This window comes from Aureimonas sp. AU22, assembly GCF_001463745.1.
Lineage (GTDB): Bacteria > Pseudomonadota > Alphaproteobacteria > Rhizobiales > Rhizobiaceae > Aureimonas.
Map to the genome: position 1 here is coordinate 12971 of NZ_BBWJ01000028.1, position 15710 is coordinate 28680.

Here is a 15710-nt window from a genome sequence, read left to right on the forward strand (position 1 = left end):
CCCCTTTGCAGACGGTTTTGACACGCCAAGCGGGTCGGTCCGTCGTGCCGACCTGCTCCGCGGTGGTCTTGCCGGTGCTTCGCCGGAACCGTCCGAAAACGCCGCTCAATATTCCTTTTCGTAGAAGACGCCGACCTCGCCGCCGCCGTTGGCGGTGACCGCCGCGCGCGCCTTGATGTCGGCGCCGAGCTCGAGGTCGATCGAGACGCGACCGGTCGAATCGACGCCGACATAGGTGTTCTCGTTGAGATAGCGCCCGACGCCGACAGCCGCCTGGCCGTCGGCAGTGGTCCGGATGTCGATGTCGTCGACACCGAGTTGCGAGCGCAGGTTGTCGAGAAGCCCGGTCGAGCCCCCGACGCCGGACAGCTGCGCCGCCGCCGAGGCGAGCTGAGCGATCTGGAGCGGTGACAGGTCGGCCGTTCCCTGGCCGAAGATCAGCCGCGCCAGCACCTCGTCCTGCGGCAGGGCAGGGGAGGAGGTGAAGTTGAAGCTCGGATTGTTGGCCGGGCCTGTGATGGCGATGTAGACCGTGACCTCGCCCGTGTCGGACGCGGCCAGAAGGTCCAGCGTCGGCACGAGGTTGCCGTCGAAGGTGAGCGTGGCGCGCTGGAAGTCGAGCCGGCGCGACAGGAGCTGGAAGCGGCCGCGCTGCAGCTCGAAGGCGCCGGATATGCCGAGGTTCGACACCGGCCCGGTGATGCGGATCGTGCCGCCGAGCTCGAGATCGAGACCGCGACCGCGCACGAAGACGCGGTTGGGCGCATTCAGCGTCACGTCGAGCCGGATGCCCCCGCTCGCCCCGCCTTCGCCGCTCGAGCCCTTCGGCTCGATCTCGCGGATCTGCTGGACCACGGCCGGCGGGGTGTTGCGCCGCTTGAGGTCGATCTCAGCCACCGAGCTCGGCAGGTTGTCCGGCACAAGAATCCCGATCTCGCGGGCGTCGATCGTGCCGGCCAGAAGCGCGTCGCCGGTCAGCGGCCCGGTGAGGGTCAATCCTGCGTCGAGGCGCACGGTGACGAGCTCGCCGTCGGCATAGCGCCCGTCCGCGACCTGGATGCGGAGGTCGGCGGGGAAGCCGGGGTCGAGGCCGATCGTACCAACCACGCTGACCGTGCCGCCGGCGCCGAGCTGGGCGGTGACGCTGGTCAGCGTCGCGGTGCGGCCGTTCAGCGAGACCTGCGCGTTGATGTTGTTAACAGCAAGATTGAGGCCGGTGTCGACGAAGGACGCGCCGGCCGTCGAGATCGTGCCGGTGACGTCGGGCGCTGCCGCCGTGCCCTGCACGCGCGCGTCCACCCGGACCGTGCCCTGCACCGAGCGACCGCCTTCGGCGAGGATCCGGTTGGCGAGCGAGAGAGGCGCCGTGCCGTTGAGGGCGAGGTCGAAGGAGGGTGTGCCCGCGATGCCGACCGATCCGACCGCGGTGAAGGCCAGGCCGCTCCCCGAGAGCGAGCCGTCCACGCTCACGCGGTTGTCGGCGAAGGCGCCGCGCGCGGCGATGTCGAGCGCGCCGACGCCGGCCTCGCGGGTCTGCGTGACGGAGAAGCCGGTGAGGCGCAGGTCGTACTCGGCGCGCGGCGCCGACAGCGTGCCGGTGGCGCGCGCCGTGCCGTTCAGCGTGCCCTGCGGGTCGATGCCGCTCGCGGCGGCCGCCGCAAGCGAGGCCGGCACGTTGTCGAAGGCGACGTTGAGGTCGAGCCGCTGGCCCGCCGTGCCCGTGGCCGTCACCGAGCCGGTACCGAGATCGATGCGGGCGGTCTGAAGCTGGACGGAGCCGTCGGCATATGAGCCGGCCGCCGTGGCGTCGATCGCCGGCGCGCCGGCGGCACGCGTCTGCGCCACTGAAACATCGGCGGCACGAAGGTCGAAGGTGGCGGAGGGCGCCGCCAACGTACCGGTCGCAGCGAGGTTGCCCGACAGGGTGCCGCGCGCGTCGAGGCTCGGCTGCACCGCGTTGGCGAGCGCGACCGGAAGCTGGTCGAGGACGAGCCGGAGGTCGAGCGCGCGTCCGACGCTGCCGGACGCCTCGAGCGAGCCGGCACCCGTATCGATCCGGGCACGCTCGAAGCGCGCCGTCCCTTGTGCGAACGTGCCGGCGACATCGAGCGTCACGGCCTCAATGCCGCCCTGCCGCAGCGGCGCGGCCGACAGGCCGCTGCCCGCGAGCCGGAACGTGGCGCTGGGATCGGCGATGGAGCCGGTCGCCGTCGCTTCGCCGTTCAGCGTGCCGCGCGCGTCGAGCCCGGGGCGCAGGCCGTTGGCGAGCGCCAGCGGAAGCTCGTTGATCCCGAGCCGGAGGTCGAGCGCACGCCCCACCGTGCCCGTCGCCTCGATGCGTCCCGTTCCGGCCGTGAGCAGCGCCCGGTCGAGCCGTGCCGTGCCGCCGCGATAAAGGCCCGCAAGGTCCAGCGACAGTGGCTCGACGCCCGCGCGGCGCACCTCGGTCGCGGTGATGCCGCGCCCGGCGAGATCGAAGGTGACGGCGGGGTTCTCCAGGGAGCCGGTGGCCGAGGCCGTGCCGTTGATCGTTCCCTCGGCGCCGAGCCCGTCCACAAAGCCGTTGGCGAGCGCGACGGGCAGATCGGTGATGTTGAGGTCGAGATCGAGCGCTTTGCCGACCGTGCCGGTCGCCTCCACCGAGCCGGTGCCGAGGTCGACGCGCGCGGCCGAGAGCGTCGCCGTGCCGTCGCGATACTGGCCGGCGAAGGCGGCGTCGATCGCATCGAGGTTCGCGGCTCGGGTCTGCGAGGTCGCGACGCCATTGGCGCGCAGGTCGAAGTCGAGGTCCGGCGCGGCGGACAGGCCGCCGACGGCGACGGTGCCGCTGGCGCTGCCGGCCGCATCGAGCCCGGCGACGAAGGGGTTGGCGATGGCGAGCGGGAACCGGTCGAGCGCGAGGTCGAGGTCGAGCTGGTCGCCGGCCGAGCCCGACAACGTCAGGGAGCCCGGTCCGGCGTTGAGGCGGACTTCGCTCAAGGTGGTGCGCAACGAGCCGAGCGTCACGGCGGCGGGCGCTGCCAGCGACAGGGCGGCGTCCGGGATCGCGGCGTTCAGTCGGCGCAGCTCGATCACCGTGCCGGCGTCGGTGAAGGCGAGGTCGCCCGCGAGCTCGGTGGGAACGTCGTTCAGCCGAGCCGAAGCGTTCAGCGCCGTGGCGTTGTTGATCTCCTCCAGCGTGGCGTCGAGGCGCTCCACCGTCAGGCCGCCGCTGGAGAGCGAAGCGGCCGCCACTGTGCCCGCGGCGCGCGGAGCGGTCAGGTAATCCGTGGCGCGAAGCTGGATGCGGGCGCCGCGAAGGGCGGTCTCGGCATCGTTGCGCGTCAGCGTCAGCGCGTTGCTGGTGAGATCGAGATCGACGACCGGGGTGCCGCCGGTGCCGACCGCCAGCCCGATCGTGCCGTTGAGGTCGCCCGAGCCGTCCTGGCCGGCGAGCGAGAGCAGGGTCGTGGCATCGGGGATGGCGAGGCGGATCGCGCCGGTCGGGCGGTTCTCGCCGTCCAGCGCCACCTCGCCCTCGACCCGGTTCTCGCCCTGGCGAAGGAGAAGGTTGGTGAGGCGACGCACGTCGCCCTCCGTCGCGAGGTCGGCGGAAAGCGCGAGCGGCGCTCCGTCGAACGTGCCGTCGAGCGCTACCGTGCCGCTCGGCGCCTCGGGGGCGAAGGTGCCCTGCACCCGCGCCTGGAGATCGGTGAGCCGGCGGCCGACGACGTCGAGGTTGGACGCGGTGGCCGTCAGATCGACCACGGGGGCGCTCGTCGTGCCGGACGCCTTGAGGTCGAACTGCGCCTGGCCGTCGAGGGCCGAGTCGGCGATGGCGGCCTGGTTGAGCTGGCCGGTGATCGCGGCCGCGATCTCCTCGCCCGTGAGGCTGGCCGAGCCGGACAGGTCGAGCGCGTCGCCGTCGACGCGTAAGGCATCGACGCCGAATGAGCCGTCCGCGGCGCGTCGTGCGTCGCCGGCGATCGCCACGCGCGGGCCGACATAGGGAACGGCATCGGCGGACAGTGCGGCGGTCTCGAAGTCGCTGTCGATCCGAAGCTGGAAGGTCGAGAAGTTCAGGGCGGCGCTGCCCGACAGGGCAAGGTTCGCCGCGCCCGTGGTCAGCTTGGCTGCGTTGAAGGTGAGCCCGTCGGCCGTCAGGGCGCCGTCGGCGTCGAGCGCGATCGGCCCCTCGAGGACGCGCGTCGCGATGCCGTCCGGCACGGAGGCGGACTGCGCATCGAGGTCCACCACCACGGCGCCGACGAGATTGTTGAGGTCGAAGCCGGGGCTGGTCGCGTTCAGCGTGAGCGCGTTGGCGACGTAGTCCTCGAAGCCGGCGGTGCGAGCCGCGGCCGCGACCTGGAGCGCGGCGGAGGACAGGCTGCCTCGCAAGGACGCGTCGACCGACGAGATTTCGAGCGCGGTGCGCGCCCCGTCGGAGCCGAACGCCAGTGGCACGGGATTGGCGGCGTCGGTTCGCAGCTGGACGGAGAGATCGTTGCCGGCGCCCGCCTGATCGAACGTGCCCGACGCGACAAGGTCGAGCGGGCCGGACTGGAGGCGGCCGGCATCGATGCCGATTACGCCGTCGGGCCGCAGAAGGACGTTGGCGGCAAGCGTCAGGTTCTCGCCGACGACGCCTTGGTACGCCAAGGGCACGAAGGGGGCGGACAGGGCGGTGAGATCGACGCCGATGCGCCGGCCCTCGGCACCGTTCTGCACGGTGGCGCGCAAGGTGGCGGCCCGTTCGGAGCCGAGGTCCAGCGTGCCGTCGGCGGCGAAGTTGTCGAAGGGACCCGTGCCGTTGACCGCAAGGCGCACGGGCGGCGCGCCCGGCAGCTTCAGGAGCCCGGCGACGATGCCGCCCGCCGGCTCGCTGGCGTTGATCGCGATCTCAAGGCGGTTGGCATCCGGCTGGAAGCCGAGCTTCAGGGCGATGTCGCCGCCCTGGTCGAGACGCCGGATCGTCGCTGCGGCGTCGAGCTGGGCCGGATCGGGGGCGAGATTGAGCGAAGCTTCCGCGGAGAGGCGCGCCGGAATCCCGGCGACCGCCTCGCCCAGCACGAATTCGTCGATCGCGATGCGGTTGATGCGGGCGGTGATCGAGGGCAGCGAGAAGGGCTCGCTGCTTTCCTCCGTTGTGGTCGGGGGCGCCGCGCGCGGCAGGCGGTCCATCACGATCTGCCCGGCGGTCAGGGTCTCGACATCCACCGTCTTGCGCACCAGCGCCAGCGGCGACCAGTCGAGCGCGAGGTTGCGCAAGGTCAGCCAGACGCCGTCGCGGTCGGCCACCGTCACCTCGTCGATCCGCACCTCGCCGCTGAACGCGCCGGAAAGGCCCTGGATCTTCACCTGCCGGTCCTCGGTGGACAGGAGGTTTTCCAGCTGCCCGGCCAGGAACTGCGCATGGGCCGGCTGGGCGCACAGGAGCGTGGCCACGACGAGGGCCGCGAGCCGGAGCTTCAGGAGAACGGCGGGAAGGAGGCGCATCGCGATCATTCAGAAGGCCTGTCCGATGCCGGCGTAGATCTGGAACGACCCGTCGCGCGGGCCGGGGTCGAGGGGAATGCCGACATCGACGCGGATCGGGCCGAAGCCGGTGAGGTAGCGCGCGCCGACGCCCGCGCCGATCTTCAGCGCGCCGAAGTCGGGCGCGAAGTCGTCGCCCACCGTTCCGGCGTCCACGAAGGGCACGATCTGGATCTTGTCGGTGACGTTGAAGCGCAATTCGGCCGAGGCCTCGAACACGGACAGGCCGCCGATCGGCGTGTTGACGAAGTCGGGGTCGGTGCCGGGGAAGGGAATGGGCGGATAGTAGGGGCCGATCGACTGGAAGACGTAGCCCCGCACCGAACCGCCGCCGCCGGCGAAGAAGCGCCGGTCGGCCGGCACGTCCTGAAGGTCCGCTCCCGCGATGATCCCGTAGCCGACGCGCCCCGCGACGACGAAACGGTCGCGCTCGTCGAGCGACAGGTAGGCCGAGACGTCGCCGCGCGCCTTGATGAAGGGCGTGCCGTCCTCGATCTCGTAGGTCGGTTCGGCATAGAGCTTGGCGAGGAAGCCGGTCGTCGGGTTCAGCTCGTTGTCGCGCCCGTCGTAGGTGTAGGTGACGGGCACGGAGGCCAGCAGGAACTCGTCCTCGCCGAGATAGGTGCCGACCTTCTCGTATTCGGCCACCACGCTGACGACGAGCTTCTGTTGGTCGTCGATCATGTACTCGACGCCGTTGCTCACCGCGATGGACTGGCGGTCGTAGGCGAGCGGCTGTTCGGAGATCCCGGTGATCGAGCCGATATAGACCGAATCGGGACCGAGCACGCCCGGCTTGCGGAAGACGGCCGAGGCCCGGTAGTCGAAGCCGTCCGTCTCGCGTCCCGTATCGGACAATGTATTGGCGCCGATGCGCGAGACGGCGCCCTCGATGCGCAGGGATTCGGCGCGGCCGAAGAGGTTGCGGTGCTCCCAGTAGGCGTTGGCGCCCGCCCCTTCGGTGTTGGAGAAGGTGGCGCCGGCGCCGAAGACGCGGCGGGGTCGCTCGGCCACCGTCACCTGGATCGGCAGCGTACCATCGGCGGCCTGCGCGTCGGCCTCGCGGATCGTGGCGGTGGAGAAGACGTTGAGCTTGCGAAGCCGCTCGCGCGCCTTTTCGAGCGCGGCGGGCGAATAGGTGTCGCCCGGCCGGATGCCGGTCATGTAGGCGACGAAGCCCGGATTCATCCGCTCGGTTCCGGTCACGAAGGTCTGGCCGAAGGGAATCGTCTCGCCGGGCGACAGGGTGATGGCGATGTCGAGGCGCTGCGTCGCCGAGTCGGCCACGACGTCGCGCTTCGTCACGGCGACGAAGGGCCGGCCCTCGTTGCGCAGGTCCTGCACGATGCGGTTCTCGATCTGCAGGATGCGCACCGAATCGGCCGCGGAGCCCGGCGTCAGCTCGTAGGTCGCCGGATCGAGCGGCACGCCGTTGGCGTCGAGCCGCACGGTGCCGACCTGGAACAGCGGGCCCGGCGTCACGTCGATCGTCACCGGCACGGGCCGCGAGGTGTCGAAGGTCGCGTCGGGCGCGAGATCCGCGATGTCCTGCCCCTCGATGCGGATCGTCACCAGTCCGTCGTAGCGCGCGTTCTCGTAGAGCGTGCCGACGAGGCGGCGGCGGTCGCCCTTCGCCTTGGCGAGAAGGCCGAGGGAGCCCGACACCGGCTCGTCCTCGTCGGCCTTCAGCGAGGAAGCCGCCTCCATCTTGTCCTGCAGGTCGTCCTCGTCCGGCGACACGTTCACCGTCACCTCGTAGCGGACGGGATCGGGCAGTTCGGCGGCGGCCTGCTCCTCCTTCGAGGGGCCGAAGAGGTTGAACGGATCGAGGAAGCCGAGGTCGAGCGCCCGGGCGGACGGCGCACCCAGCAGCAACGCGAAGGCGAGGGTCAGCGGGACGGAGACCGCCGGTCGGCGGGCGAGGCGCTTCAATCCAGAAATCAACGCGGATTCTCTCTTCGCCTGGTCGGCCTTGCGGTTTCGGGGCGGAGGCCGGTTTCGCGACCGGTTTCTGGCGGTGCGCTCCCCGTCCGAAGGCGGCGAAACGCCCGTCGCCCTCCCCGAGCGACAAGGCTTCAAAATGCCGGACCGGGCCGAAATAACAACCGCTTGGTGAGCCTGGCGCAAGATTCGCGGGAGGTTTTGTGGGAGTTGCGCCACACTCGCGTTCCCGCCCACCGGGCTTGCGCCGGACCCACCGCGACCTTGCGTCGCGCAAGGCGTCGACGGGGTCGTGACGCCGTGGGGCGAGTGACGGGAGCCGGGCGATACCGGTCGATCGACGAAAAAAGGGCGAGCCCGTCGGGCCCGCCCTCCTCATGCCTGACGGGTGCACCCGTCAGAGATTGCAGCGGCGCTCATAGCCGTCGTAGCCGACATAGGTGTCGCTGCGCGGGTCGTAGGAGCGATAACGGGCGAGGCAGCGCTCCACGTGGCTGCCGCCGCCCCGCGTGTAGGTGCCGTAGTCGTCGTAGTAGCGCGCCTGGCGCGGCTGGTAGTAGCGCGGCGGCGCGGGGATCGTGTCCTCGTAGGACGGCGGCGCGACATAGACCGGGCGCGGCGGCGGCTCGTAGTAGCCCGGCGCAGGCGCGTAGTATTCCGGCTGACGGGGCTGCGACAGCGCCGAGCCGAGAAGGGCGCCCGCCGCGAGCCCGACCGCGCCGCCGAGCAGCACGTCGCCGGTGTTCGACCGGTCGCGATGGCGCCAGGGATCGGCCTGCGCCGCGGGAACGGCAGCGGTGAAGGCCACGGCCGACGTTACGAGAGCAAGAAGCGTCTTGCGCATGGAAACACTCCCATCCGGCACCGCCGGTTCGTTCGGAAGCGGGCACCGGCCCGCTTGTCGACGGTGATGAAGCACGAGTTCACATGAACGAGAACTGAACGCCGAGGTTTCCCGCGCCGACCATTAAAACGGCGAAAGGCGCCGGGCGGGTGCCCGGCGCCTCGCGCGTCTCTCCGGCTAGCCGGATCAGAGGTTGCAGATGCGACGCTCGCCCGCGCTGTTGGCCACGTAGGTGTTGGTGCGCGGATCATAGGTGCGATAGCGCGCGGCGCAGCGGGCGACATGGTCGCGGCTGTTGCCGCGATAGGCCGGGGCGCGGTTGCTGTTGGCGGCAGCCCCGACGGCGGCACCCGCGGCGAAGCCGAAGATCGCGGCGGCGGCCGCGTCGCCGCGGTTCCGGTCGCGGTAGTTCTCGCGGTACCAGCGGTTGTAGCGGCGGTCGTCCCAACGGCGGGCGTCACGGCGGAAGTCGCGGCAGTCGCGTGCTCCGGGGTTGCGGGCGCAGAAGCGCTCCACGAAGCGCTGGCGCTCGCGGAAGCTCTGGGCTTCGGCCTGCGGCGCGGAGAACGTGACGACACCGGTGGCCAGGACCGCGGCCGCCATGAAGGACTGGAACAGCTTACGCATGAAGGACTTTCTCCCAAGGAAGCGGAAGGCCGCGGCGGCTGTTCGGCCGGCGCGGCGGACCGCAGGAACCGGCAAGGTCGCGTCCGGTTCCATCGATGGGTCGTAAGGTGGGCTTTGCAACCTGAACCGGGCGTGAACGGGTGCGGCGCTTTGGCGCTCCGATCAAGGGCCGGTGGATAAGTCGGATACCGCCATGGTCCGAACGAAGCGGGAACATTATATCGTCGCGATGAGCAAGCCGACCCTGATGCAGAAGCTCGCGATCCTCTCGGACGCCGCCAAGTACGACGCCTCCTGCGCGTCCAGCGGCACGTCGAAACGCGATTCCGTCAAGACCAAGGGCATCGGCTCGACGGAAGGGTCGGGCATCTGCCACGCCTATGCGCCGGACGGGCGGTGCATCTCGCTGCTCAAGATCTTGATGACCAACTTCTGCATCTACGACTGCGTCTACTGCGTGAACCGCTCCTCCTCCAACGTCGCGCGGGCGCGCTTCTCGGTGGAGGAGGTCGTGAAGCTGACGATGGAGTTCTACAAGCGGAACTACATCGAGGGCCTGTTCCTCTCGTCCGGCATCATCCGCAACTCCGACTACACGATGGAGGAGATGGTGCGCATCGCGAGGAAGCTGCGGATGGAGGAGAACTTCGCCGGCTATATCCACCTCAAGACCATTCCCGACGCCTCGCCGAAGCTGATCGAAGAGGCCGGCCTCTTCGCCGACCGCCTGTCGATCAACATCGAACTGCCGACCGACATCGCGCTGGAGGCGCTGGCGCCCGAGAAGAAGCCGCGCGACATCAAGCGCTCGATGGGCCACCTGCGGCTCAAGATCGACGAGCACAAGGGCGAGGCGAAGGACCGCGCCAGACCTGCGAAGTTCGCGCCCGGCGGCCAGTCGACGCAGATGATCATCGGCGCCGACGCCGCCAACGACGAGGATATCCTGGGCCGTTCGGAGAACCTCTACGGCAACTACCGTCTGCGGCGCGTGTACTACTCGGCCTTCTCCCCCATCCCGGACTCGTCCTCCCGCCTGCCCTTGTCCCGGCCGCCGCTGATGCGCGAGCACCGGCTCTACCAGGCCGACTGGCTGATGCGCTTCTATGGTTTCGGCAAGGACGAGATCGTGTCCGGTGGAACGGATGGCATGCTCGACCTCGCCATCGACCCGAAGCTCGCCTGGGCCCTGAAGAACCGCGGCCGCTTCCCCGTCGACGTCAACAGGGCCGACCGCGAGATGCTCCTGCGCGTGCCGGGCTTCGGCACCAAGGCCGTCGACCGCATCCTCTCCACCCGCCGCCACCGGACGCTGCGGCTCGACGACGTCGCCCGCCTCTGCCATTCCGTCGAGAAGGTCCGCCCCTTCGTGCAGGCTCTGGACTGGACGCCGGGCGGGCTCACCGACCGCGACAACCTGCGCGGGCTGGTGGCGCCGAAGGCGCAGCAGCTGAGCCTGTTCTGATGTATCTGGCGCGCCTCGACCACCCCGCCGATTTCGACGGCTGGCGCGAGGCGGCCCGCACGGCGCTGGCCCTCCACGTGCCGCCGGAGGAGATGGCCTTCGCGGTGGGCGAGGAGCCCGTGCCGCTCTTTGCCGAACCCTTGCCCGAACGCCCGGCCGACGCGCCGCCCTTCAACGTGCCGAAGGCCTTTCCGGATGTGGCGCGCAAGCTGATCTGCCACGCCGACCCCGAACGCTTCCTCTTCGCCTATCGCCTCCTCTGGCGCCTGCAGGAGGAGAAGAAGCTCCTCGAGATCGTGTCCGACCCCGACACCCGCCGCGCCGTCGAGATGCAGAAGGCGGTCTATCGCGACAGCCACAAGATGAAGGCCTTCGTGCGCTTTCGCGAGATCGAGGACGAGAAGGGCGAGCGCCAGTACATCGCCTGGTTCGAGCCCTTCCACCACGTCGTCGAGTTCACCGCTCCCTTCTTCATGCGCCGCTTCCCCGGCATGATCTGGAGCATCCTGACGCCGAAGCGCTCCGTCCATTGGGACGGCGTCGATCTCGTCTTCGCCCCCGGCGCGGACGTGAGCCAGAAGCCCGCCGACGACGACATGGAAGCGCTCTGGCTCACCTACTACGCCTCGATCTTCAACCCGGCGCGGCTGAAGGTGAAGGCGATGCAGGCGGAAATGCCGAAGAAATACTGGCACAACCTGCCGGAAGCCACGCTCATCGAACCCCTGATCCGGGGTGCCGAGGCGGCGCAGCGCCGCATGATCGAAACCCAGCCGACCCTGCCGAGTTTCCGCCACGAGAAACAGGCGGAGCGCAACGACATGGCACGTGCGGCATCGACGGTCCCGGCCTTCAACGGCTTCAACAAGCCGCCGGAAGATATTGAGGAGGCCCGTGAACAGGCCAGGCACTGCAAGGCCTGCCCGCTCTGGGAGCCCGCCACCCAGACCGTCTTCGGCAAGGGCCCGGCGGACGCACCCGTGATCTTCGTCGGCGAGCAGCCGGGCGACCAGGAGGATTTGGCCGGCGAGCCCTTCATCGGCCCCGCCGGCAAGGTCTTCGACGAGGCGCTGGCCGCCGCCGGCATCGACCGTTCGCAAGCCTACGTCACCAATGCCGTCAAGCACTTCAAGTTCGAGCCGCGCGGCAAGCGCCGCATCCACGCCAAGCCCAACATGGGCGAGGTGAAGGTCTGTCGCTGGTGGCTCGAACAGGAGCGCGAGCTCATCAAGCCGAAGCTCATCGTGGCGTTGGGCGCCACCGCCGCCGCCTCGGTGCTGGGCAAGACCGTCACGATCCGCGACACGCGCTCCAAGCTCATCGACCTGCCCGGCGTCGACACCAAGCTCCTCGTCACCGTCCACCCTGCCTACATCCTGCGCCTGCCCGACCCGGACGCCCAGGCCCGCGAACGCGCCGCCTTCCACGCCGACATGGACCGCGCCAAGGCCTACGTGCCCGCGATTGCGCTGGGGTGAGGGCGCGGACGTGGGTTGGCGGGGCTGCCGCCCCGAGCCCCGCTCGGGAAAGAATTCCCGAACCCTTCTTTTGCCTTGGGACTTTTCCGAGATTGGGGAGGGCCGTCGGCCCTCCCCAATCTCGGACATCTCTCAACACATGAGGGGTCCAGGGGAAATCATTTCCCCTGGCGGGGTGCAGGGGCCGCGCCCCTGCCATCGACGTTCGCCCTCTCGCCCCGGCGCCATCTCGTGCTAGGGCATCGGCGATGAGGCATGCCGGAGGAGGGCATCATGAAGAGATCGCGGGTCAACGAGATCATCCGGCAGAGCGACGAGTTCATCCGCTCGTTCGGCTACGTCATGCCGCCCTTCGCCTATCTGTCGCCGGCCGAGATGCGGGCGCGGCGGGGCGATCTCCAGGCGGTGGTGGATCGGCGGCTCGGCTGGGACATCACCGACTACGGGCGCGGCGACTTCGACGGGCTCGGCCTCTTCCTGTTCACGACGCGCAACGGCGACAATGCCGATCTGAAGGCGGGGCGCGGCATGCTCTATGCCGAGAAGATCATGATCTCGCGGAAAGATCAGCTGTCGCCGATGCACCGGCACGACCTGAAGGCCGAGGACATCATCAACCGGGGCGGTGCGACGCTGGCGCTGAAGCTCTACACGGCGGGGCCGGACGGTGAGATCGACAAATCGCTGCCCGTGAACGTCGTCACCGACGGCATGCGGCGGCAGATGAAGGGCGGCGATATCCTGCGTCTGTCGCCGGGCGAGAGCGTGACCCTGATGCCGCGCACCGACTGGCACGCCTTTTGGGGCGAAGGCGGGGACGTGCTGATCGGCGAGGTCTCCACCGTCAACGACGACATGACCGACAACGTCTTCGCGGAGCCGATCGGCCGGTTCTCCGAGATCGAGGAGGACGAGGAGCCGCTGCACCTTCTGGTTTCCGACTACGACACCTGGCTTGGCGGTAACCGATAACTGTGGACGCCGCAGGCTGCGGGACTCCAGAAATGGCGTGCCCTCCGCTAGGTTAAGTCGTCCTCGACCATGAACAATCCGGGCCCGCGCCATCCCTCGCGCGCGGGACCGTTCGCATTGCGGAGAAGAGCCGTTTGACCAAGGTCGCCGTCGATCTCGGAACGACCGCCACGGGCGAGCCGGCGGAGATGGACCTGGAGGAACTCCTGTCCACGCGCCTTCTCGTGCAGGGCAATTCCGGTTCGGGCAAGTCGCATCTCTTCCGCCGCATCCTCGAGCAGAGCGCCGGCTGGGTGCAGCAGGCGATCATCGACCCGGAAGGCGACTTCGTCTCCTTCTCCGACCGGTTCGGGCATGTGGTGGTCGACGCCGACCGGACGCCCGCGGAGCTCGCGCGGATCGCGACGCGCATCCGCCAGCATCGCGCCTCCGTCGTTCTCAACCTCGAGGGGCTGGACGCCGAGGTGCAGATGAACTGCGCCGCCGCCTTCCTGAACGGGCTCTTCGACGCCGACCGGCACCACTGGTTCCCGATGCTGATTGCCGTCGACGAGGCGCAGATCTTCGCGCCCGCCATCGCCGGGGACGTCGGCGACGAGGCGCGGCGCATTTCGCTCGGCGCGATGACGAACCTTATGTGCCGCGGCCGCAAGCGCGGGCTGGCCGGCATGATCGCGACGCAGCGCCTCGCAAAGCTTGCCAAGAACGTCGCGGCCGAGGCGTCGAACTTCCTGATGGGCCGCACCTTCCTCGACATCGACATGGCACGCGCGGCCGATCTCCTTGGCATGGACCGGCGGCAGGCCGAGCGCTTCCGCGATCTCGAGCCCGGCCATTTCGTGGCGCTCGGGCCGGCGCTCTCGCGCAAGCCGATCCCGCTTCGCATAGGTCCGGTGGAAACGGCCGGGCGCTCGGGGCGCCCCGTTCTGATGGCGCTGCCGGAGGCGAGCGCCGCCGAGATGGCCGATCTCATCTTCACGGCCGGCGCCGACGAGCCCGTCGCGCTGCCGGCGCCCGTCCGGCGCGAGCCGGCGGTGGCGACGCGTGAGCTTCTGGAGCGCGTCTCCGCGCCCCGGGTCGCGGGCTTTGCCCCCGTCGAGGAAGACCCCGAAGAGGACGAGGAGACGGTCGCCGAGCGTCAGGCCGGCATCGATGCGATCTTCGCCGAACTGATGGCGGATCCCGAAGCCGCCTTCCGCCCCGTCCAGACGCTCTACCAGGACTTCCTCACCCATTGCCGGTTGAAGCGCCTGTCGCCCGGCGCGCTGGACCTTGCCGGCTTCCGCCGCAAGCTGGCGCTGGCGCGTGCCGGCGTCGGGTCGGACGGCGAGGACGATGCCTGGGCCGAGGTCGTCGCGCGCTCGGAGGAACTCCCCGACGACATGCAGGGCGTCTACCTCATGCTCGCCAAGGCCGCGCGCGACGCCGAACCCTGTCCCGGCGACGAGGTTCTGGCGCGCGCCTACGGCAGCCATTCGCCCTCGCGCGGTCGCTTCCTCCTGACCTGGATGGCCGAGCGCGGCTACATCGCCGCCGAGACCGACTTCCGGGGCAACCGCGTCGTCACCATCGCCGGCAACAACTGGCGCACGGGCGCGGGAAGCGCCAAGCCGCGCGGCGGTCAAGCCGCGCCGCGCCTGCGCCGCGTGAAGTGAGGAACGGTCAGGGCTCGTCCCCGCCGCAGATCCGTGCCAGAAGGGCCCCATGTTTCCCGACACGCTCTGGACCGAAGACCTGATCCTCAGACCCATCGCCCTCGGCGATACGGGCGCGATCTTCGACGAGTATGCACAGGACCCCGAGGTCACGCGCTACCTCACATGGTCGCCGCACGCGTCCGTGCGCGAGACCGAGGACTATATCTCCGGCTGCATCGCGAGCGAGACCTCGCGCACCTTCACCCTTCTCGGTCGGCGCGACCGCCAGCTGCGCGGCGCGCTGACGATCCGCCGCGATGTGCCGGGCCGAATCGGCTTCGGCTACGTCCTGTCGCGCCGCTCCTGGAACCAGGGCCTGATGACCGAGGCTCTGACCGAGGTCGTCGGCTGGGCCATGAAGCAGCGCGACGTCTGGCGCGTCGGCGCGACCTGCGACGTCGACAACGTCGCGGCAGCACGCGTGATGGAGAAGGCCGGCCTTCTGCGCGAGGGGCTTCTCAAGCGCTGGATGGTGCATCCGAACGTCGAGGACGCGCCGCGCGATTGCTGGATCTTCGCCCGGACGCGCTGACCGTCATACCGGCGGCACGGAGACGCCGAGAAGTCGCAGCGTGCCGAGGATGAAGCCATCGCGGATGGCGAGGGCGATGGCGAGTTCCAGGAGCACGACGAGCGCGATCGTGCCCTTGAGGGGCAGCCTGCGCGCGGCGAAGAATCCCAGCGCCACGAACACCGTGTCGCCGACGGCGTTGAGAACGCTGTCGCCATGGTAGTCCGGCGCGCCGACCGCCCCGCCGAACAAGGCGATGATCCACGGCGTGTTCTCCATTATCTCCCATGCGGCGCTGGAGGCCAGCGCCGTGAGGAAAAGCCAGCTCGTCGGCCAGTGCGGACGAGCCCGGTCGAGCGCCAGGAACAGGCCGATGCCGTAGACGACGTGAAGCGCCGAATACCAGTCCGCGAATTGCTGAGAGGAACCCGGCGAATGCGGGTCGCCGTCCCAGAGACGGATCGTGCCGCAATCGCAGGCGATCGGGCGCCCCAAGAGGTCGAGAATGGCCGCCATCGCGAGCACGATCGCGGCGCCGACGAGGATCTGCCCCCCCGAACTGCCGAAAATAGCGTGTGGCGCGTTCGTTCCGGGGCGGGGGGCCATATCTGTCATGGCGGGAGAACGCGCACCTCCCGATCACGGTTGCCGCACTTCGGCG

10 protein-coding genes are annotated in these 15710 nt (G+C 69.8%); 5 read left to right on the forward strand and 5 right to left on the reverse strand.

Annotation, left to right across the window (positions count from 1 at the left end):
* Window positions 1-105 precede the first annotated feature (105 nt).
* The 4 genes from AUL34_RS09840 to AUL34_RS09855 form a co-directional block, all read right to left on the reverse strand.
* Window positions 106-5484 (reverse strand): translocation/assembly module TamB domain-containing protein, encoded by a 5379-nt coding sequence (locus tag AUL34_RS09840; RefSeq protein ID WP_061933543.1) that lies wholly within the window; start codon window positions 5482-5484, stop codon window positions 106-108.
* A complete protein-coding gene (locus tag AUL34_RS09845) occupies window positions 5485-7458 on the reverse strand; it encodes an autotransporter assembly complex family protein (protein ID WP_244492507.1) in 1974 nt (657 codons plus the stop codon).
* 394 nt (window positions 7459-7852) lie between these two features.
* Window positions 7853-8299: a BA14K family protein gene (locus AUL34_RS09850; RefSeq protein ID WP_061933545.1), complete on the reverse strand. Its 447-nt coding sequence runs from the start codon at window positions 8297-8299 to the stop codon at window positions 7853-7855.
* Between the two features lie 186 nt (window positions 8300-8485).
* Window positions 8486-8926 (reverse strand): BA14K family protein, encoded by a 441-nt coding sequence (locus AUL34_RS09855; RefSeq protein WP_192845727.1) that lies wholly within the window; start codon window positions 8924-8926, stop codon window positions 8486-8488.
* Window positions 8927-9155: 229 nt separating this feature from the next.
* Here AUL34_RS09855 and AUL34_RS09860 point away from each other — a divergent pair, with 229 nt between their 5' ends.
* From AUL34_RS09860 to AUL34_RS09880, 5 genes are all read left to right on the forward strand, one after another.
* Window positions 9156-10391, forward strand: coding sequence for a putative DNA modification/repair radical SAM protein (locus AUL34_RS09860; RefSeq protein ID WP_061933591.1), 1236 nt, complete (start codon window positions 9156-9158; stop codon window positions 10389-10391).
* Window positions 10391-11869: a UdgX family uracil-DNA binding protein gene (locus tag AUL34_RS09865; RefSeq protein ID WP_061933547.1), complete on the forward strand. Its 1479-nt coding sequence runs from the start codon at window positions 10391-10393 to the stop codon at window positions 11867-11869. Before AUL34_RS09860 ends, AUL34_RS09865 begins: the two co-directional genes overlap by 1 nt.
* A gap of 273 nt (window positions 11870-12142) precedes the next feature.
* Window positions 12143-12841, forward strand: coding sequence for a D-lyxose/D-mannose family sugar isomerase (locus tag AUL34_RS09870; protein WP_061933592.1), 699 nt, complete (start codon window positions 12143-12145; stop codon window positions 12839-12841).
* Between the two features lie 134 nt (window positions 12842-12975).
* A complete protein-coding gene (locus tag AUL34_RS09875) occupies window positions 12976-14496 on the forward strand; it encodes an ATP-binding protein (RefSeq protein ID WP_082653280.1) in 1521 nt (506 codons plus the stop codon).
* A gap of 49 nt (window positions 14497-14545) precedes the next feature.
* A complete protein-coding gene (locus AUL34_RS09880) occupies window positions 14546-15070 on the forward strand; it encodes a GNAT family N-acetyltransferase (protein ID WP_061933548.1) in 525 nt (174 codons plus the stop codon).
* 3 nt (window positions 15071-15073) lie between these two features.
* On the opposite strand, the gene AUL34_RS09885 is transcribed toward AUL34_RS09880, so the two are convergent.
* Window positions 15074-15655: a DUF2585 family protein gene (locus AUL34_RS09885; RefSeq protein ID WP_061933549.1), complete on the reverse strand. Its 582-nt coding sequence runs from the start codon at window positions 15653-15655 to the stop codon at window positions 15074-15076.
* Between the last annotated feature and the right edge of the window lie 55 nt (window positions 15656-15710).